This window comes from uncultured Arenimonas sp. (assembly GCF_963976025.1).
Taxonomy (GTDB): domain Bacteria; phylum Pseudomonadota; class Gammaproteobacteria; order Xanthomonadales; family Xanthomonadaceae; genus Arenimonas.
The window spans coordinates 1-24,040 of sequence record NZ_CAXBJS010000025.1 but is presented as its reverse complement, the minus strand read 5'-3'; the positions used below and the strand labels follow the sequence as shown (position 1 = coordinate 24,040).

The window sequence follows — 24,040 nt, the reverse complement described above, 5'->3', positions numbered from 1 at the left end:
AAGTCTTCCAGGTTCTGGCGCAGGAAACGCGGGCGGTCGTTGTTGGTCTCGTAGCGCGAGTGGCTCAGGGTGGCATCCCAGGCGAAGCGGTTGTCGGCGAAGGAGCCACGCAGGCCCACGGCGAATTCGACCGACTGCTCGTTGAAGATCGTGCGCTGGCCATCAACGCCGCCGGTTTCATTCGGGGTGAAGATGCGCTGGCCGTCGAGGATCGAGCCGAAGTTCGGGTCGTAGAACAGCGGCACCGACCAGAACTGGGTGTTGGAGGCCGTGGAGGCTTCCGAATCCCAGACATTCAGGCTGATGAAGCCCTGGGTGTTGTCGGTGATGTCCAGGGTGCCGTAGATGTAACCGGAGATGTTCTCGTCGGAGTTACGGATGGCCTGGGTCGCCGGGTAGCCGTAATAACCGCACCAGGTGCCATTCTGGGATGCGGGGGTGCGGCCGGTGCGGGTGTCGGGCTCGAAGTCGCCGCCCCAGCGCGCGCAGGTGGACTCGAGGGTCTGGCCGGGCTGCCAGACCTGGCTGCCGGGGCCGGTGCCGATCAGGCGGTCGCGCAGGCGGATGCCCTGCACGGCGGTGGCTTCCGACGGGTCGACCGAGGGGTCGTCGCGGTAGGAGTCCATGAAGTCACGCTCGGAGGCGAACATCTCGCCACGGTCGTAGTACTCCACGGCGTAGGTCAGGCTCCAGCGGTCGCCGGTGTTGCCACCCACCCACTGGATGTTGTTGGTCGGGGCGCCACCGCGGGTCGGCCGGCCGGTCAGGTAGGACAGGTACTGGCCTTCGAAGTTGGTCTTGAGCACGATGTTGATCACGCCCGCGACCGCGTCGGAACCGTAAATGGCCGAGGCGCCGCCGGCGAGCAGCTCGATGCGCTCGACCGCCGCGGTCGGGACCGAGGCGAGGTTCACGAAGTTCGACTGGCCGTTGTAGGGCAGCGGATAGTCCGCGGCGCGACGGCCGTTGATCAGGGTGAGCACGCGGCCCGGGCCCAGGCCGCGCAGGTTCAGCACCTGGGCGTTCGGGGTGAAGCCGGACTGGAAGAGTTCGTTCTGGAACGAACCGGTGGTCTGGGTCAGCGTGTTGAGCGCGTCATAGACGGTGTTGAAGCCTTCGGCTTCGATCTGGGCGGCCGTGATGACGGTGACCGGGGACGGACCTTCGATCTCGGCGCGCTTGATGCGCGAGCCCACGACCTCGACGGTGTCGAGCTGCGTGGTTTCCGCGGAGCCTTCCTCTTCCTCATCGGCCGCTTCCTGGGCGAATGCAGCGCCGCAGGCGAACGGGATGGTCAGAGCAAGGGCAAGGGAACGCGCAAGCACCGAACGACGGTACCCGGCAATTGGAGCAGTAGTCATTGGACCCCCTAGAATGGACACGTTGTTATAGGAATCTGGTGGATGTCGCTGTCCGGCATTGCCCAACCCCGGCGCTGCCTTAACCGGAACGTAACACAAGGCTGGGCCGAAATGCATCATGACTTCCGGCCTATCCGTAAAGACCAATCCGCAAATCGCAATTTCGGCACAAAGTGCTGGAAAAACAGGAGTTTGAGATGCCCTTGAACGAACAATCCGTGCGCGCTGCGCTGGCCGCCATCGTCGATCCGCACACCGGTCGCGACCTGGTCGACCAGGGCAGCGTCCGGGGCATCGGCCTGGACGGCGACCGGGTGGCGGTCGAACTGCTGCTGGGCTATCCGGCGGCCGGCTGGCACCAGGCCCTTTCGAACCAGGTCAGGGGCGCCCTGGAAGCCCTTCCCGGCGTGGCCCGGGCCACGGTGTCGGTGGCCTCCCGGGTCCAGGCCCACAAGGTGCAGAAGGACCTGACCCCGCTGTCGGGCGTGCGCAACATCATCGCCGTGGCCTCGGGCAAGGGCGGGGTGGGCAAGTCCACCACGGCGGTGAACCTGGCCCTGGCCCTGCAGGCCGAAGGCGCCACGGTCGGCGTGCTCGACGCCGACATCTACGGCCCGTCCATTCCCAAGATGCTGGGCCTGGAAGGCCGGCCCGACAGCCCGGACGGCAAGTCCATCGAACCCAAGCGCAACCACGGCCTGCAGGCCATGTCGATCGGCCTGCTGGTCGGCGAGGACACGCCGATGATCTGGCGCGGCCCGATGGTCACCCAGGCCCTGCAGCAGCTGCTCAACGACACCCGTTGGGACAAGCTCGATTACCTGGTCATCGACCTGCCGCCGGGCACCGGCGACATCCAGCTCACGCTGGCCCAGCGCGTGCCGGTCTCGGGCGCGGTCATCGTCACCACGCCCCAGGACATCGCCACCCTGGATGCGCGCAAGGCCCTGCAGATGTTCGCCAAGGTCGAAGTACCGGTGCTGGGCATCGTCGAGAACATGGCCGTGCACACGTGCACGAACTGCGGCCACACCGAACACGTGTTCGGCGCCGGGGGCGGCGAACGCATGGCGGCCATGTACGACGTGCCGCTGCTGGGCGCGCTGCCGCTGGACATCCGCATCCGCGAACAGGCCGATTCCGGCACCCCCACCGTGGCTGCCGACCCCGACTCTGCGCTGGCCATGGTCTACCGGGACATCGCCCGGCGCACCGCGGCCCGGCTGTCGCTCGAGGCCCGCAACAAGGCCATCGGCCTGCCCAATATCGTCATCCAGAACACCTGAGCGGCTAGAATCCCGCCTTTCGCCCGAGAGCCCCCTGAATGAGCATCAAGTCCGACAAGTGGATCCGCCGCATGGCCGCGGAGCAGGGCATGATCGAGCCCTTCGAACCAGGCCAGGTCAAACATGCGGCCGACGGCCACCGCATCGTCAGCTACGGCACCTCGAGCTACGGCTACGACGTGCGCTGCGCGCGCGAGTTCAAGATATTCACCAACATCAACTCGACGATCGTCGACCCGAAGAACTTCGACCCCTCGAGCTTCGTCGACGTGGAGTCGGACGTCTGCATCATCCCGCCCAACAGCTTCGCGCTGGCGCGCACGGTGGAATTCTTCCGCATCCCGCGCGACACCCTGGTGGTTTGCCTGGGCAAGAGCACCTACGCGCGCTGCGGCATCATCGTCAACGTCACCCCGCTCGAACCCGAATGGGAAGGCCACGTGACGCTCGAGTTCAGCAACACCACGCCGCTGCCGGCCAAGATCTACGCCGGCGAAGGCGTGGCGCAGATGCTGTTCTTCCAGTCCGACGAAGTCTGCGAAACCAGCTACCGCGACCGCGGCGGCAAGTACCAGGGCCAGACCGGCGTGACGCTGCCGCGCACCTGAAGGTCGCGCACTAGTGTTCGGCGCCCGCGGCCATCGCCAGGTCGCCGCGGGTGCGCAGGGCCACCGCCAGTGCCTTGCGCAGGGCGGGAACCACCGTCTCCGGCGCCAGGCTGGGCGCCTGCGGATGCCGGGCGGCCAGCGCCGGGGAGTAGGGCACGTGCATGAAGCCGCCGCGCACCCCGGGTCGCTGCGCCAGCCGGTGCATCAGGCCGTAGAAGACGTGGTTGCAGACATAGGTGCCGGCGCTCTGCGAAATCCCGGCCGGGCAGCCCGCCTGCCGCATTGCCTGGCACATCGCCTTTATCGGCAGGCTCGAAAAATAGGCCGCGGGCCCACCCGGTACCACCGGCACGTCGACCGGCTGCCGGCCCGCGTTGTCCGGAATGCGGGCGTCGTCGACGTTGATCGCCACCCGCTCCAGCGAAACCTCGCTGCGGCCGCCCGCCAGCCCCAGGCAGAGCACCAGCACCGGCGCATGGCGGTCCAGGGCGCGATCCAGCGCTTCGAGCGCGGCGCCGAACTCCACCGGCAGGCGCGCCGCCTGCACCATGCGTCGTCCGATCCGCGTACCGCGCAGCGCCCGGGCCAGCTCCCAGGAGGGATTGCCGGCATCGGGGCCGAACGGCGCGAAGCCGGTAAGCAGGATGGGGGCGGGGGCGCGGGGCCGGCTCACCGGAACACCAGCAGGTACATCAGCGCGACGTTGGCCGCGAGCAGCGCCAGTGCCGTTGGAATCTGCGCGCGGATCACCGCATAGGGATCGTCGAGCTCCAGCAGCGCCACCGGCACCAGGTTGAAGTTGGCGGCCATGGGCGTCATCAGCGTGCCGCAGTAGCCGGACAGCATGCCGATGGCCGCCATCGCCGCCGCGTCGCCGCCGTGGCCATGCACAAGCAGCGGCAGGCCGATGCCTGCCGTCATCACCGGAAAAGCCGCGAAGGCATTGCCCATGACCATCGTGAAAGCGGCCATGCCCAGGGCGTAGGCCAGTACCACGGCGAAACGGTTTTCCACCGGGATCGCCCACTGCACCAGGGAAGCCACCGCCTCGCCGACCCCCGTGGCGGCGAACACGCTGCCAAGAGCCGCCAGCATCAGGGGCAGGATCGCGGTCCAGCCGATCGCATCCACCAGCCGCCGGGATTCCTGCACGGCCGAAAGCGGCGACTGCCGGGCGAGCACGCAGGCGGCACCGACCGCGACCACGCAGGCGATGCCCAGGGCGATCACGGTCGACTGTTCCGGCGCCAGCAGCCAGGCGCCAACGCCGGTGTACTTGGACGACAGCACCAGGACGAGGGTGGTGGCAGGGATCAGCAGGGCCGGCAGGAACAGGCGGTTGCCCAGGCGCCGCGCCTCGGCGCGTCGCTCGGCGACCGGTGGCTCCGTCGCCGGGCCGCGCCCCATCGCGCCAAGCCCCGCCAGCAGCGCCAGCGCCACCACGATGGCGCCGGCCAGCGCCGACGGCAGGCGTTCGCCTGCCAGCAGCATCAAAGCCATCAGGCCCCAGAAGGCGGCGTTGCCGAAGCGCTTCGGGTTGCGACGGTCGCGCGCCCCTTGCCATGCGAGAACCACCAGGTAGGCACCGGCCAGCCAGTAGATGTGCTGCAGCGTGATCATTTGTCGTCCCCCGGTCGCTGCAGCGCCGCCGCCTCGCGCGCCAGCCGCGCGTCCAGGCGTGACAGCCGGCCGGCATGGATGGCGAAGGCGCACAGCGCGGTCGGGATGCCCCAGACCGCGATCGTGATTGGCTCCAGCTGCACGCCCTGCTCGGCCAGGGTGGCCTGGATGAGGAGCACGCCGGCGAAGGCCAGGAAGATGTCTTCGCCGAAGAACAGCCCGACGTTGTCCGTGGCCGCGCAAAGGGCCCGCAGGCGCTGCCGCTGCGCCGGCGACAGCGCACCGTGGCGTGCCTCGGCCGCACCCTCGGCCAATGGCACCAGCAGCGGCCGAACCGTTTGCGGGTGGCCACCAAGACTGGTCAGGCCGATGGCGGCGGCAATCTGGCGCACGGCCAGGTAGGCGATCAGCAAACGCCCGCTGGTGGCGCCGCGCAGCCGGGCGATCCAGGCCTGGGCGTGTTCCTTGAGGCCATGCTTTTCCAGCAGGCCGATCACCGGCAGCGTAAGCAGCAGCAGGGCCAGGTAGCGGTTGCGGACGAAGGCATCGCCCAGCAGCGCCAGCACGTCCATGAAGGGCTTGCCGGCCGCCAGGCCGGTGACCAGTCCGGCGCTCACCACCGTCAGGGCCGGGTTGATGCGCAGGGCAAAACCCAGCACCACCCAGGCCACGCCCACCAGCGGCCAATAGCTCATTCGTCACCCCGGCCGGGCGCGCGCACCTGCACGCCGTCGGCATCCAGGGCCTCGCGAAGCGCACGGGCGAACGCAGCGGCGTCGGGCCGGTCGCCATGCAGGCAAAGCGTGTCGGCGCGCAGCGCGACGCGCTCGCCGGTGCGTGCAGTGACGGCGCCTTCGCCCAGCAGCTGGCGCACCTGGGCCAGGGAATGCTCGACGGTATCGATCACCGCGCCGGGACTGCCGCGCGGCGCCAGTTGGCCATTGGCGTCGTAGCGGCGCTCGGCGAACACTTCGTGTGCGACCGCCAACCCCAGTCGTTCGCCGGCGGCGGTGAGCTCGCTTGCGGCCAGGCCGAACAGCCGCAGCCCGGGATCGGCGTCGCGCACGGCCGCGGCGATGGCGTCGGCCAGGGCCGGGTCGCGCGCCGCCTGGTTGTAGAGCGCGCCGTGCGGTTTCACGTGGGCCAGGCGCGCCCCGGCGGCGCGGGCCATGCCGGCGAGGGCGCCGATCTGGTAGCTCACCAGCGCGTGCGCGTCGGCAGGCGTGATCGGATGTTCGGTACGACCGAAGTTGGCGCGATCATCGAAGGACGGATGCGCGCCGATGGCCACGCCGTGCTGCAGGCAAAGGGCGACGGTGTCGCGCATCCGGGCCGGGTCGCCGGCGTGGAAGCCGCAGGCGATGCTGGCCGAACTCAGCCAGGGCATCAGGCTTTGGTCATCGCCGCCTTCGCCGAGGTCGGCATTGAAGTCCAGGCAGCGGATCATGGGCGGTTCCGGAGGGCCATTCGCCGCGCTTGTTCGACGGCCAGGCCGATTCTGGCCAGTGATTGCCGCTGCCGGCAAGCCAGGGCTTCGGCGCCGGCGGCATCGACGGGGACGAAGCTAAGTTCGTCGCCGGGCCGCAGCTGCGCCAGGCGCGGCAGGTCGGCGCGGGCCACGTGGCCGATGCAGGGATAACCGCCGATGGTCTGGGCGTCGGCCAGCAGGATGATGGGCTGCCCGTCGGGCGGAAGTTGCACGGTACCTTCCAGCACGGGCGCGGAAAGTCGTTCCCCGGCGTCCGCCGCCGCCAACGCCAGGCCCTGCAGGCGCAGGCCCTGGCGATTGCTGGTGGCGGCAACGCGGAATGGCCGGCGCCACGGATCGGGTGTGGCCAGTCGATCGCGGCCGGGCAACAGATGGGCGACGGCAGCGGCGTCGAAATCCAGGTCGGGCCTTGGATCGACCCAGGCGCCCGTGGCGTCGAAACATGTGGTTTCCGGCGCCGGCCCATGCGCCTGCAGGCAATCCCCGGTTCGAATCGCACGACCGTTCCAGCCGCCGAAGCCGCTGCGCAGGTCGGTGCTGGCGCTGCCCAGCACCGCCGGCACGTCCAGGCCGCCGGCGATGGCCAGCATGCCGCGGGCGCCGCGACGGCAAGCGCCGATGTCGAGGGTGCAGCCGGCTGGCAGCGACACCGCGCGCCAGCCCGGCACCGTTTCGCCATCGGCGGTGGCGTCGACCTCGGCGCCGGTGAGGGCGATTCGTGCGCCGGCCGGGAAATGCAGGCGCGGCCCGCGCAGGGTGAACTCAATGCCAGCAGCGTCCGCGGCATTACCCAGCAGCAGGTTGCCGACCCGCCAGGAAAAGCGGTCGAGCGCGCCGCCGGCGCTGATGCCCAGATGCGCAAGCCCCGTGCGCGGCCCGGCCTGGACGCTGCTGAGCAGGCCACCGTCCCGGACTTCGATCGCGATCATTCCGGCATCCCGCCCAGTGCGTCGTAATGCGCCCGGTCAATGGCAACGAAGCGCACGCGGTCGCCCGGCGCCAGCAGCGCCGGCGGCGAGGCGCCGGGATCAAACAGGCGCAGGGGCGTGCGTCCGAGCAGGCGCCAGCCGCCGGGCCCCGCGGCGGGGTAGACGCCGGTCTGGCCGCCACCGATGCCTACGCTCCCGGCGGGAATCCGCGCGCGCGGCGTGGCCAGCCGCGGCATCGCCAGCGCCGGGTCGAGGCCCATCAGATAAGGGAAGCCGGGCGCGAAGCCGAGCATGGCCACGCGATAGTCGCCCCCCGTATGGCGGGTGATGCCTTCCTCGGGCGTGAAGCCGCCGTGCCGGGCCCAGTCGGCGAGGTCGGGGCCGAAGCTGCCGCCGTAACAGACCGGGATATCGATGCTGCGGGCCGGTCCGGCCGTGCCCGTCGCGGCGGTGTCCAGCGCGGCCTCGATCCACTCGCGGGCGTGGCCGAGCAGCCCGGACGGGTACGTGGCGTCGGGGTCGAGGATCACCGCCAGGCTCGTGTAAGCCGGCACGAGGTCCTCGATCCATGGAGGGCGTCGCGCATCGATGTAGGCGAACAGCGCGTGCACCTGGCGGTTCGCCTCCTCGATCGAAGCCGCGTCCAGGCTCACCTGCACTGCGCGGTCGCCCAGGGCTTCTATCCTGGCTTTCACCCGGCGACCCGGTCGCGCAGGCGCGCCAGCAGATCCTCGCGCGCGGTCGCGTCGTAGCGCTGGGCCGGGCCGCTGCCCCAGACCGGACCCGGCCAGGCGGCGTCGCCTTCCCGGCGCGCCACCACGTGCACGTGCAGCTGGCGCACGATGTTGCCCAGGGCGCCGATGTTGAGCTTGTGCACCGGCCCCAGGGCGCGCAGGGCGCGTCCGGCCAGGTTGATCTCGGCCAGCAGCAGGCGCTGGGCATCGCCGTCGAGGTCGAGCCATTCCTCGGCGCCGGGCAGGCGCGGCACCAGCACCAGCCAGGGGAAACGGGCGTCGTCCATGAGCCGCAGCTGTGAAAGCGGGCCGTCGGCGACCAGTACCGTGTCACCCGCCAGGCGCGGGTCCAGGCTGAATCCGTCGGACATGCCTAGCGCAGGTTCTTCTGCAGGAACATCAGCGTTCGCTGCAGCGCCTGCTGCGAGGCTTCGGCGTTGTAGTCGGCGCGCTGGTCGCAGTCGAAGCCGTGGCCGGCGCCCGGCCAGACGTGGATTTCGGCGCCGGACAGGGCGTCGCGGTGCTTTTGCACGTCCTCGGGCGGGATGATCGGGTCGGTTTCGCCGAAGTGCAGCAGCAGCGGCGCCTTGGGCCGTTCACCGAGCAGGGGAACCGTGCGGCCGCCGTAATAGCTGACGGCGGGAATGCCCAGCCGGGTATTGGCCAGGAAGGCGACGCTGCCGCCCCAGCAGTAGCCGACCACGGCGACCCGGTTTTCGGCTTCGAGCAGGTCGTAGGCCCCGCGCACGCCGTCCAGGGCGCCGTTGAAGCCCAGCTCTTCGGCGATGGCGCGGCCCTTGGCCACGGCTGCCTCGTCGTAGCCGAGCTCGGTGTTCGGGCTGACCCGGTCGAACAGGGCGGGAGCCACCGTGAGGTAGCCGTAGTTGGCGAACCGGTCGGCCTGGGCGCGGATGTAATGGTTCACGCCGAAGATCTCGTGCACCAGGATGATGGCGCCGCGCGGCGGGATGTGCGGCTTGGCCTGGTAGCCGGAAATCCGCCCGTGGCGGGTATTGATGGAGATCGATTGGCCCATGCCCGTTTCCCCCGGTTCAGCTGTCCCCGGCGCCTAGCCTACACCGGCCGGGGCGCCGGGGGAGGGTATACTCCGCGCCCCCGCCCCGAACCCGCGCCCATGTCCGCCAGCCAGCCCAAGGTGGGCTTCGTCAGCCTCGGCTGCCCGAAGGCCCTCGTCGACTCCGAACGCATCCTCACCCAGCTCCGGGTCGAGGGTTACGACATCGTGCCTAGCTACGACGACGCCGACGTGGTGGTCGTCAACACCTGCGGCTTCATCGACTCGGCCGTGGCCGAAAGCCTGGACGCCATCGGCGAGGCCCTGGCCGAAAACGGCAAGGTCATCGTCACCGGCTGCCTGGGCAAGCGCCCCGAGCAGATCCTGCAGGCGCACCCGGACGTGCTGTCGATCAGCGGCCCGCAGGACTACGCCAGCGTGATGTCGGCCGTGCACGCGGCCCTGCCGCCCAAGCACGACCCGTTCATCGACCTGGTGCCGGACTACGGCCTCAAGCTCACCCCGAAACACTACGCCTACCTGAAGATTTCCGAAGGCTGCAACCACCGCTGCAGCTTCTGCATCATCCCCTCGATGCGCGGCGACCTGGTTTCGCGCCCGGTGGACGAGGTGCTGCGCGAGGCCGAGAAGCTGGCGCGCGGCGGGGTGAAGGAGCTGCTGGTCGTGTCCCAGGACACCAGCGCCTACGGCGTCGACCTGCGCTACGCCGAGCGCGAATGGCGCGGCAAGTCGTACCAGACCCGCATGAAGGGCCTGTGCGAAGGCCTTTCCGAACTGGGCCTGTGGACGCGCCTGCACTACGTGTACCCGTACCCGCACGTGGACGACATCATCCCGCTGATGGCCGAAGGCAAGCTCTTGCCCTACCTGGACATCCCGTTCCAGCACGCCAGCCCGCGCATCCTGAAGCTGATGAAGCGCCCCGGCGCCGTGGAAAAAACCCTCGAGCGCGTGCAGCGCTGGCGCGCGACCTGCCCGGAGCTGACCATCCGCAGTACCTTCATCGTGGGTTTCCCCGGCGAAACCGAGGAAGACTTCGAGCAGCTGCTGGCCTTCATCGACCAGGCCGAGCTCGACCGCGTCGGCGCCTTCGCCTATTCGCCGGTGGACGGCGCGGCGGCCAATGCGCTGCCGGACCCGGTGCCGGAAGAGGTCAAGCAGGAGCGGCTGGCCCGCTTCATGGCCCTGCAGGCCGAGATCAGCGCCGAGAAGCTCGAGCGCAAGGTCGGCACGGTGCAGCGCTGCCTGGTGGACGCCATCGACGGCGAGCTGGCCATCGCCCGATCCATGGCCGACGCGCCCGAGATCGACGGCCTGGTGCAGATCCAGGACGGCGAGGCTGCGGGTCTGAAGCCCGGCGACTTCTGCGACGTGCGCATCATGGGCAGCGACGAACACGACCTGTTCGGCCTGATCGGCGACCACGACGATTAAGCCTGTAGGAGCGCCTTCAGGCGCGAATCTTCTCTTTGCCAAAGGCAAAGGATTCGCGCCTGAAGGCGCTCCTACAAGATGTCGTTGTAGCTGACGGCAATCACGACATACCGCGCCGGCCCCGCCGGCAGCTGCACTTCGAACTCATCGTCCACGCGCTTGCGCAGCGCTGCGCGCGCCAGCGGCGAGTCGACGCTGATCCAGCCTGACTTGGCGTCGGTTTCGTCCGGCCCGACGATGCGGTAGCACACGCATTCGCCGCTTTCGGTGTCCTCGATCTCGAACACCGCGCCGAAGAAGATCGCGCCCTGGTCCGAAGGCGGGCCCTCGGCGACCTTCAGTACCTCGATGCGTTTGGTCAGGTAGCGCACGCGCCGGTCGATTTCACCCAGCTGCTTCTTGCGATAGGTGTATTCCGCGTTTTCGCTGCGGTCGCCTTCGGCGGCAGCGTCGGCCAGGGCCTTGACCACCACCGGCCGCCGCACGCGCCAGAGCTCGTCGAGCTCGGCGCGCAGGCGGTCGAAACCGGCGCGGGTGATGATCGCCGTGGACTTTTCGCCCGGCGGACGCCAGCGCGACATGGCTCAGTTCGCGACGGGCGACGCCGGGATGTAGGTCAGCGGCGAATCCGGGCCGATCGGCAGCTCCAGCCAGATCCAGACGCCGAACATGACGCTCCAGCCCAGCAGGAACACGATCGAATACGGCAGCATCGTCGCCACCAGGGTGCCGATGCCGGCCTTGGGTTCGTAACGCTGGAAGAAAGCGATGATCAGCGCGAAATAACTCATCATCGGCGAGATGATGTTGGTCACGCTGTCGCCGACGCGGTAGGCCACCTGGGTCATTTCCGGCGAGTAGCCCAGCAGCATGAACATCGGGATGAACACCGGCGCCATCAGCGCCCACTTGGCCGAGGCCGAACCCATGAACAGGTTCACCACGGCGGTAAGCAGGATGAAGCAGATGAACAGCGGGATCGTCGGCAGGCCAAGGGCCTTGAGGAAATCCGCGCCTTCCACGGCGAAGATCAGGCCCAGCTGGGTCCAGTTGAAGAAGGCCACGAACTGGGCCGCGAAGAACACCAGCACCAGGTAGCCGCCCAGCGTGGCCATGCTGGCGGCCATGCCCTTGATGACGTCGTTGTCGGACTTGATGGTGCCGGCGCCGATGCCGAAGGCAATGCCGGCCAGCACGCCGTAGAGGAAGATGATCACCACCACGCCGCTCAGCAGGGGCGAGCGCAGGATGTCCTGGCGTTCGTCGAGCAGGAAGCCCGAGCCCGGGACCTGCGGTAGCTGCAGCGTCCAGCCGAAAAGGTCCAGGCTCACGCCCTGGGCCGGGTAACCGCCCCAGACCACCAGCACGGTGAAGGCCAGCACGGTGCCCACCGCGTACATCATGCCGCGGCGCTCGGCCGGGCTCAGGCGCTGGTCCTCGGGCTGGGCGCCTTCGGCCAGGGTCAGCGACGGCACGTGGGCGTCGGAAAAACGCGGCGCGACGATTTTTTCGGTGACGAACCAGCCCAGCAGGGTGATCACCGGCGTCGAGGCGATCATGAAATACCAGTTCGCCAGCGGACTGACCGTGTAGTTCGGATCAACGATACGCGCCGCTTCCTGCGACAGGCCCGACAGCAGCGGGTCGATGGTGCCGATGAGCAGGTTGGCCGAATAACCGCCGGACACGCCGGCGAACACCGCGGCCATGCCCAGGATCGGGTGCCGGCCGGCGGACATGAAGATCAGCGCGCCCAGGGGCACCAGCAGCACGTAGCCGATTTCGCTGGCCATGTTCGACATCACGCCGGCGAACACCAGCACCGGCGTCAGCAGGAACTTCGGCGCCGCCAGCACCAGCATGCGCAGCGAGGCGCCGATCAGGCCGCTGTGTTCGGCCACGCCGATGCCGATCAGCGCGACCAGCACCACGCCCAGTGGCGCGAAGCCGGTGAAGTTGGTGACCGCGCCCGTGAGCATGCGGTGCAGGCCCTCGATGCTCATCAGGTTCACCGGCGAAACAAGCTCGCCGGTGGACGGATGCGCCACGCTCAGGCCGGCCATCGAGGCCACCCAGGACAGCACCACCACGCCCAGCGCCAGCAGGGCGAACAGGGTGGCGGGATGGGGCAGGGCGTTGCCACCGCGCTCGACGATGGTCAGGAAGCGGTCCATGAGGCTGCGCTTCTTGGTCGCGGACTCGGCCATTCAGATCTCCGGGGAACGTGGGTGGGCCGTCATGACCGGCCCGGGGCGCCCGACTATAACCGAGGGCGGGCAGCCGTCGCCCGGGATGTGGATAATCGGGCCCATCGCGAAGGGGGAGACAAACAATGACGCTTTTCCTGGTCATCGCCGGCCTGGTGGTGGTGCTGTGGGTCGTGTTCACGTTCAACCGGCTGGTGCGCCTGCGCAACCAGGTGCGGGCCGGCTGGAGCGACATCGACGTGCAGCTGATGCGCCGCCACGACCTGGTGCCGCGCCTGGTCGAAGCCGTGCGCGCCTATGCCGGCCATGAAAAGGCCGTGCTCGAGAACGTCACCGAGCTGCGCGCCCAGGCCATGCAGACCTCCTCGCCGGCGCGCCTGGCCGGGCTGGAGGGCCAGCTCGAGGCCGGCCTTGGCCGGCTGATGCTGCTCAAGGAGGCCTACCCGGACCTCAAGGCCAGCGAGAACTTCCTGAAGCTGCAGAACGACCTGGTCGAGGTCGAAGACCACCTGCAGTACGCCCGGCGTTTCTACAACGGCGCGGTGCGCGCCAACAATGACGCCGTGCAGCGTTTCCCCGACCTGGTGGTGGCGCGCAGCTTCAGCTTCGGCGAATCGGAGTACTACGAAGCCGACGAAGGTTCGCGCGCGGCGCCGCGGGTGTCGGCATGAACCGCCTGTTCGCGCTGGCCGTCTGCCTGCTGCTGGCCTTCGCGGCCCCGGCGGTCGCGCAGGAGCGCATCAAGGCCTACCACGCCGACATCACCGTGCTGGCCGACGGCTCGATGGAGGTCACCGAGAACATCACCGTGCGAGCGGAAGGCAACCGCATCCGCCGCGGCATCTACCGGGATTTCCCCACGCGCTACAAGGACCACCTGGGCAATCGCTACGTGGTGGATTTCGAAGTGCTGGACGTCAAGCGCGACGGTGAATGGGAGGCCTGGTTCACCGAAAGGCAGTCCAACGGCGTGCGCGTGAATACCGGCGGCGACGATTTCCTGCCGGTGCCGGCCGACTACACTTTTTCCATTCGCTACCGGACCACGCGCCAGATCGGCTTTTTCGACGAACACGACGAGCTGTACTGGAACGTCACCGGCCTGGGCTGGGATTTCACGATCGAGCAGGCCAGTGCCCGCGTGACGCTGCCGGCGCCGGTCGCGCCCGAAGACATGCGCCTGGAGGCCTACACCGGCCAGAGCGGCGAGCAGGGCAGGGACTACGTCGCCCGGTCCGCCGGGCCCGGCGTGGCCGAGTTCGAGGGCACGCGCCCGCTGGGAAGTTACGAAGGACTCACGCTGGTGGTCGGCTTCCCCAAGGGCCTGGTCGAAGAGCCTTCGACGTTCCAGCGTGTAGCCTGGATGCTGCGCGACAACGGCGGCATCCTGATCGCGCTGGCTGGCCTGGGGCTGCTGCTGGCCTGGTACCTGCGCAGCTGGCACCGCGTCGGCCGCGACCTGCCGCCGGGCTCGATCTTCCCGCGCTACGAGGCGCCGGAAGGCTTCACCCCGGGTGAACTGCGCTACCTGTGGAAACAGGCCTACACCGACCGCTATTTCGCCGCCGACATCGTGCACCTGGGCGTTCACGGGCACGTACTGGTACAGCAGGACGGCGCCAAGGACTGGGCGCTGGAACGCACGGCCAGCGTGGAGCCCATCGCCTCGGAGGCCCAGCGCCAGCTGCTCGAAAAACTGTTCTCCAAGGGCAACCGGGTCGAGCTGGAAAACACCAACGCCTCGGTGATCGGCGGCGCGCGCATGAAACACCTCGCCGCCCTCGACAAGCGCATGCACCCGGCCTACTTCAAGCGCAACGGCCTGCCGCTGCTGCTGGGCTGGCTGTTTTCCTTCGGCTACGGCGCGCTGGCCTTCCTGGTGGCCGCTGGCAGCGGCATACCTTTCATCATCCTGTTGCTTGCCCTGGCCCTGGTTGCGCACCTGGTGTTCGCCTACCTGATGAAGGCGCCGACGCCCGATGGCCGCGAGCTGCTCGACGCCATCGAAGGCCTTCGCCTTTATCTTGGCGTGGCCGAACGCGACGAACTTGCGCGCCTGGCCAAACCGGGTGGCCCCGAAGCACCGTCACCGGACCCCGAACGCTACCAGGCGCTGCTTCCCTACGCGCTGGCGCTGGACGTCGAAGAAGCCTGGACCAAACACTTCACCGCGGCGGTGGGCGCGGCCCAGGCCGAAGAAACGGCGCGCTCGATGGGCTGGTACCGCGGCTCGACGGCGTCGATGGCCAGCCTGGGCGCCATGAGCAGCTCCCTGGGCAGCGCGCTGAGCTCGCAGATCTCGTCCTCGGCCTCGCCGCCGGGTTCGAGCTCCGGCGGCGGTGGCGGCGGTTCGTCGGGCGGTGGTGGTGGCGGCGGCGGTGGCGGCGGGCGCTAGGCCCGCCTCAGCGCTTCTTACCGCCCAGCAGTCCGCCCAGCAGTCCGCGCAGGATCTGCCGGCCAATGCCGTTGGCCACCGTGCGCGTGGCTGATTTGGCGGCGGCTTCGACCGCGCCCTGGCGGCGCTTGGTGCCCCACAGGAACTCCTCGAATTTCGACTTGGGCTCCGGTTCGACCCTGGCCGCAGGGCCGCCCGCTTTTGCCGACGGCACTTCGGTGGCCGCCGCCTGTTCGGCGCGCGCGGCCAGCATCTCGAAGGCCGATTCGCGGTTCACGGCCGTGTCGTACTTGCCGCCGACCGGGCTGCGCGAACGCACCAGGGCGCGTTCTTCGTTGGTGATCGCACCCATGCGGCAGCGCGGCGGGCAGATCAGCGCCCGCTCCACCGGCATCGGCACGGCCTTGGCCATCAGCATCGACACCAGCGCCTCGCCGACGCCGAGCTCGCCGATGGCCTTGGCCACGTCCACCTTCGGGTTCTGCACGAAGGTTTCCGCGGCCGCGCGCACGGCCTTCTGGTCGCGCGGGGTGAAGGCGCGCAGGGCGTGCTGGACGCGGTTGCCCAACTGGCCCAGCACTTCGTCGGGCACGTCGTCGGGATTCTGCGAACAGAAATAAACGCCCACGCCCTTGGAGCGGATGAGCCGCACGACCTGTTCCACGCGCTGGCGCAGCGCCGGTGGGCAGTCGTCGAACAGCAGGTGCGCTTCGTCGAAGAAAAACACCAGTTTCGGCACGTCCAGGTCGCCGACCTCGGGCAGGGTTTCGAACAGTTCGCTCAACAGCCACAGCAGGAAGCTTGAATACAGGCGCGGGCGCAGGATCAGCTGGTCGGCGGCGATGAGGTTGATGACGCCGCGGCCGGACATGTCCTGGCGCATCAGGTCGGACAGCTGCAGGGCCGGTTCGCCGAAAAACTGCTTGCCGCCGTCCTGTTCAAGCCGCAGCAGGGCGCGCTGGATGGCGCCCACCGACTGCGGGCTGACCAGGCCGTACTGCTTGGAGATTTCCGCCCGGTTTTCGGTGACGTGGTTGAGCAGGGCACGCAGGTCGTCGAGGTCGAGCAGCAGCAGGCCGTGGTCGTCGGCCAGCTTGAAGGCGATGTCCATCACGCCCGACTGGATGTCGTTGAGTTCAAGCATGCGCGACATCAGCGGTGGCCCGACTTCCGACACCGTCGTGCGCAGCGGGTGGCCGAGCTTGCCGTACAGGTCCCAGAACACCACCGGGCTGGCTTCGTTGCTGTAACCCTCGATGCCGATCTGCTGCACCCGCGCGGCGATCCTGTCGTTCATGGTGCCGGGCATGGCCAGGCCGGCGATGTCGCCCTTCACGTCGGCCATCACCACGGGCACGCCCATGCGCGAGAAGCCTTCGGCCATCACCATCAGCGTGACCGACTTGCCGGTACCGGTGGCGCCGGCCACCAGGCCGTGGCGATTGCCGTATTTGCCAAGCAGGTGCACGGGCAGGTCGCCCTTGCCGATCAGGAGGTCGCTCATCCGGGTGGGGCTCCGCTGGGGGTTGGCCCGATTCTATCCGCAGCCCGCGCCTTGCCGGCACCGCCTCCGGGCCGCTAGGCTGCGCGCCTGATCCGCCTTGCCGTGAGCCCCGATGCCCCGTTCCCTGATCCTGGCGGCCCTGCTGCTGTCGCTGTTCGCCGCCACGCAGACCGAGGCCAAGCGCACGCCCAAGCGCGTCGAAGTGCTCTACCAGGGCCTGGACCAGGCCAACGTTGCCTACCGGGCCGGGCTCGAACAGCTGCGCGCCGGCGAAACCGACGCCGGCCGCGAGGCCATGCGCCAGGCCGCCGCCGACCTGATGGCCGGCGCCCGCCGCTGCCAGGACACCCGCGGCTGCGACGTCGAACGTTTCATCGGCGCCTACGACGCCCTGCTGCAGCACGGCGCCACCCAGCTGGCCGGCGACGGCGAAGGCTTCGGCGCCCCCCGCGAAGGCGCCGCCAGCCAGGGCGAAGGCGGCGTGCTGGCGACGATGCCGGCGTCGGGCCGTGCGGTGGCGATGCTCAACGGCCGCGACCTGCGCGAGGTGATCGAACTCAACGAGCCCGTGCGCGCGGCCATGGCCGAGTGGCTGACCTGGATGCGCCCGCAGCTGATCACCAGCTGGGAAAACTACCAGCAGATGCGTTTCCTGATGTGGCCCGAGTACGAACAGGCCGGCCTGCCCGAAGCGCTGCTGTTCGGCATCCTGGCCAAGGAATCGAACGGGCGCGTGCACGCGGTGTCCCGCGCCGGCGCCGCCGGCCCGATGCAGTTCATGCCGGCCACCGGCGCGCGCTTCGGCCTGGGCTGGCGCGACGGCTTCGATACCCGCTACGACCCGCAGCTGGCCGCGCGCGCCAGCGTGCTGTACTTCAACGAACGTTTCGCCGAACTCGGCGACGACCTGGCCTTCGCCGTGGCCGCCTACAACGGCGGCGAGGGCAGGGCGCTGCGGCTCAAGCGCGAAGCCGGCGACAAGTCCTTCTGGGACCCGCAGGTCTATGGCCAGCTGCCGCCGGAAACCCGCGACTACGTACCTTACGTGCTGGCCGCGGCCTGGCTGTTCCTGCACCCGGAGGAATACGGCCTGGAATTCCCGGCCGTGGACGGCGCCGCGACGGTGATGAAACTGCAGGCGCCGGCGTCGATCTACCAGCTGTCGATTTGCCTGGGTGGCCCGCGCGAGGGTTATTTCCGTGCGCTGCGCAACCTCAACCCGCGCTACGAGCCGCATGCGGCCATCGCCGCCGGCACCGAACTGCGCGTGCCCGTGGCCGTGCCGCCCGACTACCAGGCCCACTGCGTGACCGGACCGCGCGCGCAGATCGCCGCCAACCTGATGGCTGCCAGCAAACCCACCGCGGTGGCCACGGCCACGCGCAAGCCGGCAAGGACCTACCGGGTGAAGTCCGGCGATACGCTCAGCGGCATCTCGCGCCGGCACGACTGTGAAGGCCCGGTGGCCCTGGCCAAGGCCAATGGCCTGCGGGCGCCCTATGTCATCCGCTCCGGCCAGCGCCTGCGCCTGGTCGGCTGCGGCTGACCGTCCCCGGCGCTTCACACGAGGGCCGGCCGACGGCGCTAGGATCGGCGCAAGGACGCGTGGGAGATGCCCATGAGCCAGCGCCAGGACCCGGACGGCCGCCGCCTGCCGGTCAAACTCGACAGCACCAGCAACGGCGAATTCACGCCGGTGCCGCTGGCGCCGGAACACCACCACGCCAACGCGCTGGCGCATGACCAGGCCGAGCTCAACGCGCGCCGGCTGGGCGTTTCCCGGCGCGGTTTCCTGGTTTCGGCCTGCGGCGCCGCCAGCAGCCTGCTGGCGATGAACGCGGCCTACGCCGCGGCCGGCAAACGCGGCGGCTTTTTCCAGGTGCCGGCCCAGGCCGCGCTGGAACCGGCGGCCGCCGAGGCGGCGGTGTCGGGCAACGAATTCATCTTCGACGTGCAGGGCCACTTCGTGAACCCGACCGGCGCCTGGACCCGGGCGCTGCCCGAGGGCGCCCGGCCGCTGTCGGGCTTCGGCACGCAAGGCTGCGCGGCGGCGGCGCTGGGCGGCCAGCTCGACCACCTGCAGTGTTTCGGCCCGGACGCTTTCTTGCGCGACATCTTCCTGGACTCCGATACCTCGCTGATGGTGCTCAGCTTCGTGCCGTCGACGCGCGAGGGCGAGCCGCTGACAATCGAAGAAGCGGCGGCGACCGCGGCGATCGTGGAAACGATGCAGGGCACGCACCGGTTGTTCCTGCACGGCCGGGTGAACCCGAACCAGGCCGGCGACCTGGAGGACATGGACCGGCTGGCGGCGACGTTCAACATCAGTGCCTGGAAAACCTATACGCAGTGGGGGCCGAACGGGGAAAGCGGCTTCTGGATGGACGACGACGCCGGCCTGGCGATGATCGAAAAGGCGCGCAAGCTCAACGTGCGCAACATCGCGATCCACAAGGGGCTTCCGTTCGGCCCGCGGAGCTACGAATACAGCACCTGCGCGGACGTGGGGCGGGTGGGCAAGCGTTTCCCGGACGTGAACTTCCTGATCTACCACTCGGGTTTCGTGACCGACACGCCGGAGGGGCCCTACGATCCGACGCGCAAGGACGGCATCGACGCGCTGGTGACGTCGGTGCGCGAGGCAGGGCTGGGCAAGGGCGGCAATGTGTACGCGGAGCTGGGTTCGACCTGGCGTTTCCTGATGCGCGACCCGGACTCGGCGGCGCACGCGCTGGGCAAGCTGCTGCTGCACCTGGGCGAGGACAACATCCTGTGGGGCACGGATTCGATCTGGTACGGCAGTCCGCAGGACCAGATCCAGGCGTTCCGGACGTTCCAGATCAGCGCGGAGTTGCGCGACAAATACGGTTACCCGGAAATCACGCCGGCGATCCGGGCGAAGATCTTCGGGCTCAACGCGCTGAAAATCTATCCGGTGGCCCGCGAGGTGCTCGACCAGCACCTGCGCGGCGACGCGGTGGCCCGCGCCCGCGAAAACTACCGCAACAACCCGGACCCCAGCTTCCTCACCCACGGCCCCCGCACCCGCCGCGAGTTCCTCAACCTCAAAGCCTGGGGCGGCTGACCCCGCATCCCTGTAGGAGCGCCTGAAGGCGCTCCTACAAAAACATGCAGGAGCGCCGGGGGGTCAGTCGGCGAGGGAGTCCCAGCCGGGGCGGGGGGTGAAGCGGTCGCCGTGTTTGGCGGCCAGTTCTTCGAGGCGGGCCTTGAGCTTGGCCGCGCCGACCGCCCGGATGTGCTGGATCGGGCCGCCGCGGAAAGGTGCGAAGCCCGTGCCGAAGATCACGCCCGCGTCCAGCAGGTCCGCGTCGGCCACCACCCCGTCGTGCAGGCAGCTCACCGCCTCGTTGAGCAGCGGCAGCACCAGCCGGTCTTCCAGGTCGTCTGGCGCCGTGTAGTCGGCCGGCACCGGCGGTTTCACCGGCTTGCCGTCTTCCCACTTGTACAGCCCCTGGCCGTCCTTCTTGCCGCGCTTGCCCTCTTCGACCTTGAACGCCTCCGGCAGCGCCTGGCCATGGAAGTCGGCCATGATCTTGCCCACGCTTGCCGCCACGTCCAGGCCCACCGTGTCCACCAGCTCGATCGGACCCATCGGCATGCCGAACTTCAGCGCCGCCTTGTCGATCACCGGGCCGGGGATGCCTTCCGAGAACGCGATGATCGCCTCCTGCATGTACGGCGCCAGGATGCGGTTCACCAGGAAACCCGGCGTGCCCGCCACCGGCACCGGCAGCTTGTCGATCGCGCGGCAGAACGCCGCCAGGCGGCGTTCGGTGTCCTGCGCCATCGCATCGTGCTGCACGATTTCCACCAGCGGCATCAGCGCCACCGGGTTGAAGTAGTGCAGGCCGGCGAAACGCGACGGGTCCTTGCGGCCCTCGCGCAGCTGTTCAAGCGGAATCGACGAGGTATTGCTGACCAGCATCGCGCCGGGCTTGAGCGTTTCTTCGACTTTCGCGAACAGCGCCTGCTTGGCTTCCAGGTTCTCGAAGATCGCCTCGATCACCAGGTCGGCCTGGGCCACGCCCGCGCCTTCGACATCGGCCTTCAGGCGTTCGCTGGTGGCCTTGCGCTTGGCCTCGTCCCGGACCTTGCGCTCGAAGAGCTTGGCGGCACGGTCGAGCGCTGGCTGTACGTACTTCATCTCGCGGTCCTGCAGCGTCACCTCGAAGCCGCGCAGCGCGCACCAGGCGGCGATGTCGCCGCCCATCACGCCGGCGCCGATGACGTGCACCTTCTGGATGCCATGGTCTTTTCCACCCAGGCTCTTGAGCCGGTCCATCAGGAAGAACACCCGAACCAGGTTGTGCGCGGTCGGCGTGCCGGCCAGCTTCACCACCGACTTCGCCTCGGCCTTCAGCGCCGCGTGCACGCCCAGGCCGCCGCTGCGGCGCCAGGTTTCGATCAGCGCGTAGGGCGCCGGGTAGTGTTCCTTGCGCGCCTTGCGGGCGACCTGCTTGCGCATCTGCGGGGCAAGGATGGCGCGGGCCGGGCCGGTGTTGGTGGCCCAGGCCAGGAAACGCTGCTTGAACGGGCGCTTGGTGCCGCGTTGCGCCAGCTTCACCGCCTCGTCGAGCAACAGGGCCGGTTCAACGACCTTGTCGACCAGGCCCATCGCCTTGGCGGCCGATGCCGACAGGCTGCGGCCGGTCAGCATCAGGTCCATGGCCGCCGGGGCGCCGACCAGGCGCGGGGCGCGCACGCTGCCACCCCAGCCCGGGTAGATGCCCAGCTTGATCTCGGGAAGGCCGATGCGGGTCTTTTCGTCGCGGCTGGCGACGCGGTAGCGGCAGGCCAGGGAAATCTCGGTGCCGCCGCCCATGCAGTGGCCGTGGATGGCCGCGACGGTCGGGCAGCGCAGTTCGGCCAGTTTCTGGAACACCAGCTGGCCGTGCCGGATCCAGGCTTCGGTCTGGCCCTTGGCGGCGATGTCCTCGAAACCCTTGATGTCGGCGCCGGGGATGAAACCGGCGGCCTTGCCGGAAATGATGACCACGCCCTTGGGCGGTTCGAGCGCGATGCGCTCGACCATGGCCTCGAGCTCGTCGAGCACGGCGCGGCTGAGGGCATTGACGTTCTGGTCGGCGCGGTTGAGCGTCAGCACCAGGATGCCGTCGGGGCGTTGGTCGGCCTGCCAATGGGCAAGGCGAAGTCCGTCGAACATGGCGGGCTCCATACGTGGGGGTAGGGAAGGAAGCCCGTATCATCCCGGTGGGACCCCGGGGGGTCAACGCCGGCCGCGGGCCGGGCGGAACTTTCCCGGGTCACGGATGTCCATGTAGCGGCCCGGATGGCCGCAGGAGCAGCGGCCCGGATGGGCGACAACGAACAGGACCTGGCCCTCGTCAAGCGTGTTCAGGCAGGCGACAACGCGGCTTTCGACCTCCTGGTGCGCAAGTACCAGCACCGGATCGGCGCCGTCATCTATCGCTTCGTGCCCGACCACGCCGAGGTCCAGGACATTGCCCAGGAGGCCTTCATCCGCGCCTATCGCGCGATGGCGGGCTTCCGTGGCGACGCCCAGTTCTATACCTGGCTCTACCGGATCGCCGTGAATACCGCCAAGAACCACCTCGCCGCCGCCAAGCGCCGCCCGCCCACCGACGATATCGCCGCGGAAGACGCCGAACACCACGCCAGCGCCGGCCGGCTGCACGACCACGACACGCCCGAGCACCAGCTGCTGCGCGGCGAAATCGAACAGACCGTGACCGACACCGTCGCGGCGCTGCCCGAAGAACTGCGCCAGGCCATCACCCTGCGCGAGGTGGACGGCCTGAGTTACGAAGAAATCGCGCAGCTGATGCAGTGCCCGATCGGCACCGTGCGATCCCGCATTTTCCGCGCCCGCGAGGCCATCGACGCCCGCTTGCGCCCCCTGATGGACACAGAGCGAGTCCGCCCATGAGCCCGCCCGACCAGAAACTGCTTGAAGACCTCTGCGCCTGGATCGACGGTGAACTGCCGCCCGACCAGGCCCGGTTCCTTGAACGCCGCATCGCCAACGAACCGGCGCTGCAGGCGCAGGTCGAACGCTGGCAGCTGGCCTCGGCCAGCCTGCGTGGCCAGCCGCTGCGGCTGATGCCACAGGACCTGGCCGAACGGGTGGCGGCGGCGGTGCGCGCCGGGCCCGCGCCGGTTTCGCGCCATCGCTGGCCCTGGGCCGCGGGCATCGCGGCGGCGGCGCTGGGCCTGGCGCTGCTGCCGGGCCTGGTCGGGCAGGGCGGTTCGCCCGGCCTGCCACCGGCGCCGGAGCTGGCGCGCAGCGAAGCCACCGTACGGCCGCCGCTGCTGGACGTGCCGGCGACCCGTGTTTCCCCGGTGCCGCGTGCGGACATCAGCGAGCTGGCCGCCGGCCTGAGCGACGAGCCGTCGGCGCGCCCCTGGCCACGTTCGCCGCTGGGCCAGGACGACCGGGCCATGGAGGCCTACCTGGTGCGGCACAACGCACTGATGGCCTCGGACGGCCTGGGCGGTTTCATGCCTTACGTGGACGTCGTCGCGCACGGGGAACCGGGCGCCGGCGAACAGGACAGCGAACAAGACCGCCAGTGAAACGACTCCTGCTGGCCGCCGCCCTGGTCCTGCTGGCGCCCGTCGCGCTGGCCGCGACCGACGCGGCCAGCTGGCTGGCCCGCGTCGGGCCGGCCCTTCGTGGCCTGGATTACCAGGGCACCCTGGTGGTGGTGGCCGGCGGCCGCGTGGATACGCTGCGGGTTTTCCACCGCGTCGACGAGGGCCGAGAGCGCGAGCGCCTGGTGGCGCTGAGCGGCCCGCCGCGCGAAGTCATCCGCGACGGCAGCCGGGTGATGTGCATCGGCACCGGCGACGCGCCGGTGGCCTACGACATGGGCCAGGCCGGTCGCTGGAGTGACGCCCTGGCGATTTCCGAAGCCGCCGGCCTGGCCGGTTACCAGGCCCGCCTTGGCGGCGGCGGCCGGGTCGCAGGGCACGCGGTGCAGCGGGTCGACGTGCTGGCCACCGATCCCTGGCGCTACGGCTACCGCCTGTGGCTGGAAAAACGCAGCGGCCTGCCCCTGCGCGTGGACCTGCTCGACGGCCAGGGCCGGTCCATCGAACAGGTGGCCTTCACCGACATCAGCCTCGACCAGCGGCCCAGCGACGCCGACCTGGCGCCTTCCGCGCCGGCCGAACTCGAACGCGTGTCGCTGCTGCCTTCGCACGCCGGCAAACCGGCGGGCTGGCACGTGCCGGCGCCGCCGGCCGGGTTCCGGCTGCGGGCGACGCGGCCGCTGGCCGACGAGGGCGTGCATCTTCTCTACAGCGACGGGCTGGCCAGCGTCTCGGTCTACGTCGAGCGTGTCGGCGGTGGCCTGCGTGGCGATTCGCGCCGCCAGCGCGGCGCCGTGCATGCGCGTTCGTTCTGGCTGGACGGCTGGCAGGTGCTGGCCATCG

The 24,040-nt window shown here is 69.5% G+C and carries 23 protein-coding genes; 10 read left to right on the top strand and 13 right to left on the bottom strand.

Annotated elements, in window-relative coordinates:
- Positions 1 to 1,361, bottom strand: a 1,361-nt coding sequence (locus AACZ35_RS03340) for a TonB-dependent receptor plug domain-containing protein (protein WP_339826083.1), incomplete at its 3' end; no start/stop codon positions are given.
- A gap of 197 nt (positions 1,362 to 1,558) precedes the next feature.
- Here AACZ35_RS03340 and apbC point away from each other — a divergent pair.
- Both apbC and dcd read left to right on the top strand, forming a co-directional pair.
- Positions 1,559 to 2,647, top strand: a complete 1,089-nt coding sequence (gene apbC, locus AACZ35_RS03335; protein ID WP_339826080.1) for an iron-sulfur cluster carrier protein ApbC — start codon at positions 1,559 to 1,561, stop codon at positions 2,645 to 2,647.
- Positions 2,648 to 2,685: 38 nt separating this feature from the next.
- The gene (gene dcd / locus AACZ35_RS03330) at positions 2,686 to 3,255 is read left to right on the top strand and encodes a dCTP deaminase (RefSeq protein ID WP_339826078.1); all 570 of its coding nucleotides are present in this window, start codon (positions 2,686 to 2,688) and stop codon (positions 3,253 to 3,255) included.
- A gap of 10 nt (positions 3,256 to 3,265) precedes the next feature.
- On the opposite strand, the gene pcp is transcribed toward dcd, so the two are convergent.
- From pcp to AACZ35_RS03290, 8 genes are read right to left on the bottom strand one after another with little or no spacing between them, the layout of a single operon-like run.
- Positions 3,266 to 3,928, bottom strand: a complete 663-nt coding sequence (gene pcp, locus AACZ35_RS03325) for a pyroglutamyl-peptidase I (RefSeq protein ID WP_339826075.1) — start codon at positions 3,926 to 3,928, stop codon at positions 3,266 to 3,268.
- A complete protein-coding gene (locus tag AACZ35_RS03320) occupies positions 3,925 to 4,875 on the bottom strand; it encodes a DUF979 domain-containing protein (protein WP_339826073.1) in 951 nt (316 codons plus the stop codon). Before AACZ35_RS03320 ends, pcp begins: the two co-directional genes overlap by 4 nt.
- Positions 4,872 to 5,570 (bottom strand): DUF969 domain-containing protein, encoded by a 699-nt coding sequence (locus AACZ35_RS03315; RefSeq protein WP_339826070.1) that lies wholly within the window; start codon positions 5,568 to 5,570, stop codon positions 4,872 to 4,874. Before AACZ35_RS03315 ends, AACZ35_RS03320 begins: the two co-directional genes overlap by 4 nt.
- Positions 5,567 to 6,322, bottom strand: a complete 756-nt coding sequence (locus AACZ35_RS03310; RefSeq protein WP_339826068.1) for a 5-oxoprolinase subunit PxpA — start codon at positions 6,320 to 6,322, stop codon at positions 5,567 to 5,569. Before AACZ35_RS03310 ends, AACZ35_RS03315 begins: the two co-directional genes overlap by 4 nt.
- Positions 6,319 to 7,293 carry a biotin-dependent carboxyltransferase family protein gene (locus AACZ35_RS03305; protein ID WP_339826066.1) on the bottom strand — a complete coding sequence of 325 codons (975 nt, stop codon included), beginning with the start codon at positions 7,291 to 7,293 and terminating at the stop codon, positions 6,319 to 6,321. Before AACZ35_RS03305 ends, AACZ35_RS03310 begins: the two co-directional genes overlap by 4 nt.
- Entirely contained in the window at positions 7,290 to 7,988 is a 699-nt protein-coding gene (pxpB, locus tag AACZ35_RS03300) for a 5-oxoprolinase subunit PxpB (RefSeq protein WP_339826064.1), read from the bottom strand. Before pxpB ends, AACZ35_RS03305 begins: the two co-directional genes overlap by 4 nt.
- Positions 7,985 to 8,398 (bottom strand): HIT family protein, encoded by a 414-nt coding sequence (locus AACZ35_RS03295; protein WP_339826062.1) that lies wholly within the window; start codon positions 8,396 to 8,398, stop codon positions 7,985 to 7,987. Before AACZ35_RS03295 ends, pxpB begins: the two co-directional genes overlap by 4 nt.
- A gap of 2 nt (positions 8,399 to 8,400) precedes the next feature.
- Entirely contained in the window at positions 8,401 to 9,063 is a 663-nt protein-coding gene (locus AACZ35_RS03290) for a dienelactone hydrolase family protein (RefSeq protein WP_339826060.1), read from the bottom strand.
- A 99-nt stretch (positions 9,064 to 9,162) separates the two neighbouring features.
- On the opposite strand from AACZ35_RS03290, the gene rimO reads away from it, so the two are divergent.
- Positions 9,163 to 10,497, top strand: a complete 1,335-nt coding sequence (gene rimO / locus AACZ35_RS03285) for a 30S ribosomal protein S12 methylthiotransferase RimO (protein WP_339826058.1) — start codon at positions 9,163 to 9,165, stop codon at positions 10,495 to 10,497.
- Positions 10,498 to 10,568: 71 nt separating this feature from the next.
- Here the strand turns inward: rimO and greB are convergent, their stop codons facing one another.
- Together greB and AACZ35_RS03275 are read right to left on the bottom strand one after the other, a co-directional pair.
- A complete protein-coding gene (greB, locus tag AACZ35_RS03280) occupies positions 10,569 to 11,078 on the bottom strand; it encodes a transcription elongation factor GreB (RefSeq protein ID WP_339826056.1) in 510 nt (169 codons plus the stop codon).
- A 3-nt stretch (positions 11,079 to 11,081) separates the two neighbouring features.
- On the bottom strand, positions 11,082 to 12,704 hold the full coding sequence (locus AACZ35_RS03275; protein WP_339826054.1) for an AbgT family transporter: 1,623 nt from the start codon (positions 12,702 to 12,704) through the stop codon (positions 11,082 to 11,084).
- A gap of 125 nt (positions 12,705 to 12,829) precedes the next feature.
- Here AACZ35_RS03275 and AACZ35_RS03270 point away from each other — a divergent pair, with 125 nt between their 5' ends.
- Complete coding sequence (locus AACZ35_RS03270; protein ID WP_339826051.1) at positions 12,830 to 13,375, top strand: LemA family protein; 546 nt, start codon at positions 12,830 to 12,832, stop codon at positions 13,373 to 13,375.
- A complete protein-coding gene (locus tag AACZ35_RS03265) occupies positions 13,372 to 15,099 on the top strand; it encodes a DUF2207 domain-containing protein (RefSeq protein ID WP_339826049.1) in 1,728 nt (575 codons plus the stop codon). The genes AACZ35_RS03270 and AACZ35_RS03265 overlap by 4 nt, the downstream gene beginning before the upstream one ends.
- Positions 15,100 to 15,106: 7 nt before the next feature.
- On the opposite strand, the gene AACZ35_RS03260 is transcribed toward AACZ35_RS03265, so the two are convergent.
- Positions 15,107 to 16,603: a helicase HerA-like domain-containing protein gene (locus tag AACZ35_RS03260; protein ID WP_339826046.1), complete on the bottom strand. Its 1,497-nt coding sequence runs from the start codon at positions 16,601 to 16,603 to the stop codon at positions 15,107 to 15,109.
- A gap of 112 nt (positions 16,604 to 16,715) precedes the next feature.
- Between AACZ35_RS03260 and AACZ35_RS03255 the strand changes: the two genes are divergently transcribed.
- Together AACZ35_RS03255 and AACZ35_RS03250 are read left to right on the top strand one after the other, a co-directional pair.
- Positions 16,716 to 18,149 carry a transglycosylase SLT domain-containing protein gene (locus tag AACZ35_RS03255; RefSeq protein WP_339826043.1) on the top strand — a complete coding sequence of 478 codons (1,434 nt, stop codon included), beginning with the start codon at positions 16,716 to 16,718 and terminating at the stop codon, positions 18,147 to 18,149.
- A 72-nt stretch (positions 18,150 to 18,221) separates the two neighbouring features.
- A complete protein-coding gene (locus AACZ35_RS03250) occupies positions 18,222 to 19,688 on the top strand; it encodes an amidohydrolase family protein (RefSeq protein WP_339826040.1) in 1,467 nt (488 codons plus the stop codon).
- 63 nt (positions 19,689 to 19,751) lie between these two features.
- Here AACZ35_RS03250 and AACZ35_RS03245 read toward each other — a convergent pair whose 3' ends face one another.
- Positions 19,752 to 21,800, bottom strand: a complete 2,049-nt coding sequence (locus AACZ35_RS03245) for a 3-hydroxyacyl-CoA dehydrogenase NAD-binding domain-containing protein (RefSeq protein WP_339826038.1) — start codon at positions 21,798 to 21,800, stop codon at positions 19,752 to 19,754.
- Positions 21,801 to 21,938: 138 nt separating this feature from the next.
- On the opposite strand from AACZ35_RS03245, the gene rpoE reads away from it, so the two are divergent.
- The 3 genes from rpoE to AACZ35_RS03230 all read left to right on the top strand — a co-directional run.
- The gene (rpoE, locus tag AACZ35_RS03240) at positions 21,939 to 22,532 is read left to right on the top strand and encodes an RNA polymerase sigma factor RpoE (protein WP_339826036.1); all 594 of its coding nucleotides are present in this window, start codon (positions 21,939 to 21,941) and stop codon (positions 22,530 to 22,532) included.
- The gene (locus AACZ35_RS03235; protein WP_339826034.1) at positions 22,529 to 23,179 is read left to right on the top strand and encodes an RseA family anti-sigma factor; all 651 of its coding nucleotides are present in this window, start codon (positions 22,529 to 22,531) and stop codon (positions 23,177 to 23,179) included. Before rpoE ends, AACZ35_RS03235 begins: the two co-directional genes overlap by 4 nt.
- A partial coding sequence (locus AACZ35_RS03230; protein ID WP_339826032.1) for a MucB/RseB C-terminal domain-containing protein occupies positions 23,176 to 24,040 on the top strand: 865 nt, incomplete at its 3' end. The genes AACZ35_RS03235 and AACZ35_RS03230, both read left to right, overlap by 4 nt.

Excerpts from the sequence above, each read along its gene's own strand:
- AACZ35_RS03295 (WP_339826062.1), bottom strand. The coding sequence starts at position 8,398 with ATGTCCGACGGATTCAGCCTGGACCCGCGCCTGGCGGGTGACACGGTA.
- AACZ35_RS03310 (WP_339826068.1), bottom strand. The coding sequence starts at position 6,322 with ATGATCCGCTGCCTGGACTTCAATGCCGACCTCGGCGAAGGCGGCGAT.
- AACZ35_RS03250 (WP_339826040.1), top strand. The coding sequence starts at position 18,222 with ATGAGCCAGCGCCAGGACCCGGACGGCCGCCGCCTGCCGGTCAAACTC.
- rimO (WP_339826058.1), top strand. The coding sequence starts at position 9,163 with ATGTCCGCCAGCCAGCCCAAGGTGGGCTTCGTCAGCCTCGGCTGCCCG.
- AACZ35_RS03255 (WP_339826043.1), top strand. The coding sequence starts at position 16,716 with ATGCCCCGTTCCCTGATCCTGGCGGCCCTGCTGCTGTCGCTGTTCGCC.
- rpoE (WP_339826036.1), top strand. The coding sequence starts at position 21,939 with ATGGGCGACAACGAACAGGACCTGGCCCTCGTCAAGCGTGTTCAGGCA.
- AACZ35_RS03270 (WP_339826051.1), top strand. The coding sequence starts at position 12,830 with ATGACGCTTTTCCTGGTCATCGCCGGCCTGGTGGTGGTGCTGTGGGTC.
- AACZ35_RS03265 (WP_339826049.1), top strand. The coding sequence starts at position 13,372 with ATGAACCGCCTGTTCGCGCTGGCCGTCTGCCTGCTGCTGGCCTTCGCG.
- AACZ35_RS03260 (WP_339826046.1), bottom strand. The coding sequence starts at position 16,603 with ATGAGCGACCTCCTGATCGGCAAGGGCGACCTGCCCGTGCACCTGCTT.
- AACZ35_RS03235 (WP_339826034.1), top strand. The coding sequence starts at position 22,529 with ATGAGCCCGCCCGACCAGAAACTGCTTGAAGACCTCTGCGCCTGGATC.
- AACZ35_RS03320 (WP_339826073.1), bottom strand. The coding sequence starts at position 4,875 with ATGATCACGCTGCAGCACATCTACTGGCTGGCCGGTGCCTACCTGGTG.
- AACZ35_RS03290 (WP_339826060.1), bottom strand. The coding sequence starts at position 9,063 with ATGGGCCAATCGATCTCCATCAATACCCGCCACGGGCGGATTTCCGGC.
- AACZ35_RS03315 (WP_339826070.1), bottom strand. The coding sequence starts at position 5,570 with ATGAGCTATTGGCCGCTGGTGGGCGTGGCCTGGGTGGTGCTGGGTTTT.
- greB (WP_339826056.1), bottom strand. The coding sequence starts at position 11,078 with ATGTCGCGCTGGCGTCCGCCGGGCGAAAAGTCCACGGCGATCATCACC.
- apbC (WP_339826080.1), top strand. The coding sequence starts at position 1,559 with ATGCCCTTGAACGAACAATCCGTGCGCGCTGCGCTGGCCGCCATCGTC.
- AACZ35_RS03305 (WP_339826066.1), bottom strand. The coding sequence starts at position 7,293 with ATGATCGCGATCGAAGTCCGGGACGGTGGCCTGCTCAGCAGCGTCCAG.
- AACZ35_RS03245 (WP_339826038.1), bottom strand. The coding sequence starts at position 21,800 with ATGGAGCCCGCCATGTTCGACGGACTTCGCCTTGCCCATTGGCAGGCC.
- AACZ35_RS03275 (WP_339826054.1), bottom strand. The coding sequence starts at position 12,704 with ATGGCCGAGTCCGCGACCAAGAAGCGCAGCCTCATGGACCGCTTCCTG.
- dcd (WP_339826078.1), top strand. The coding sequence starts at position 2,686 with ATGAGCATCAAGTCCGACAAGTGGATCCGCCGCATGGCCGCGGAGCAG.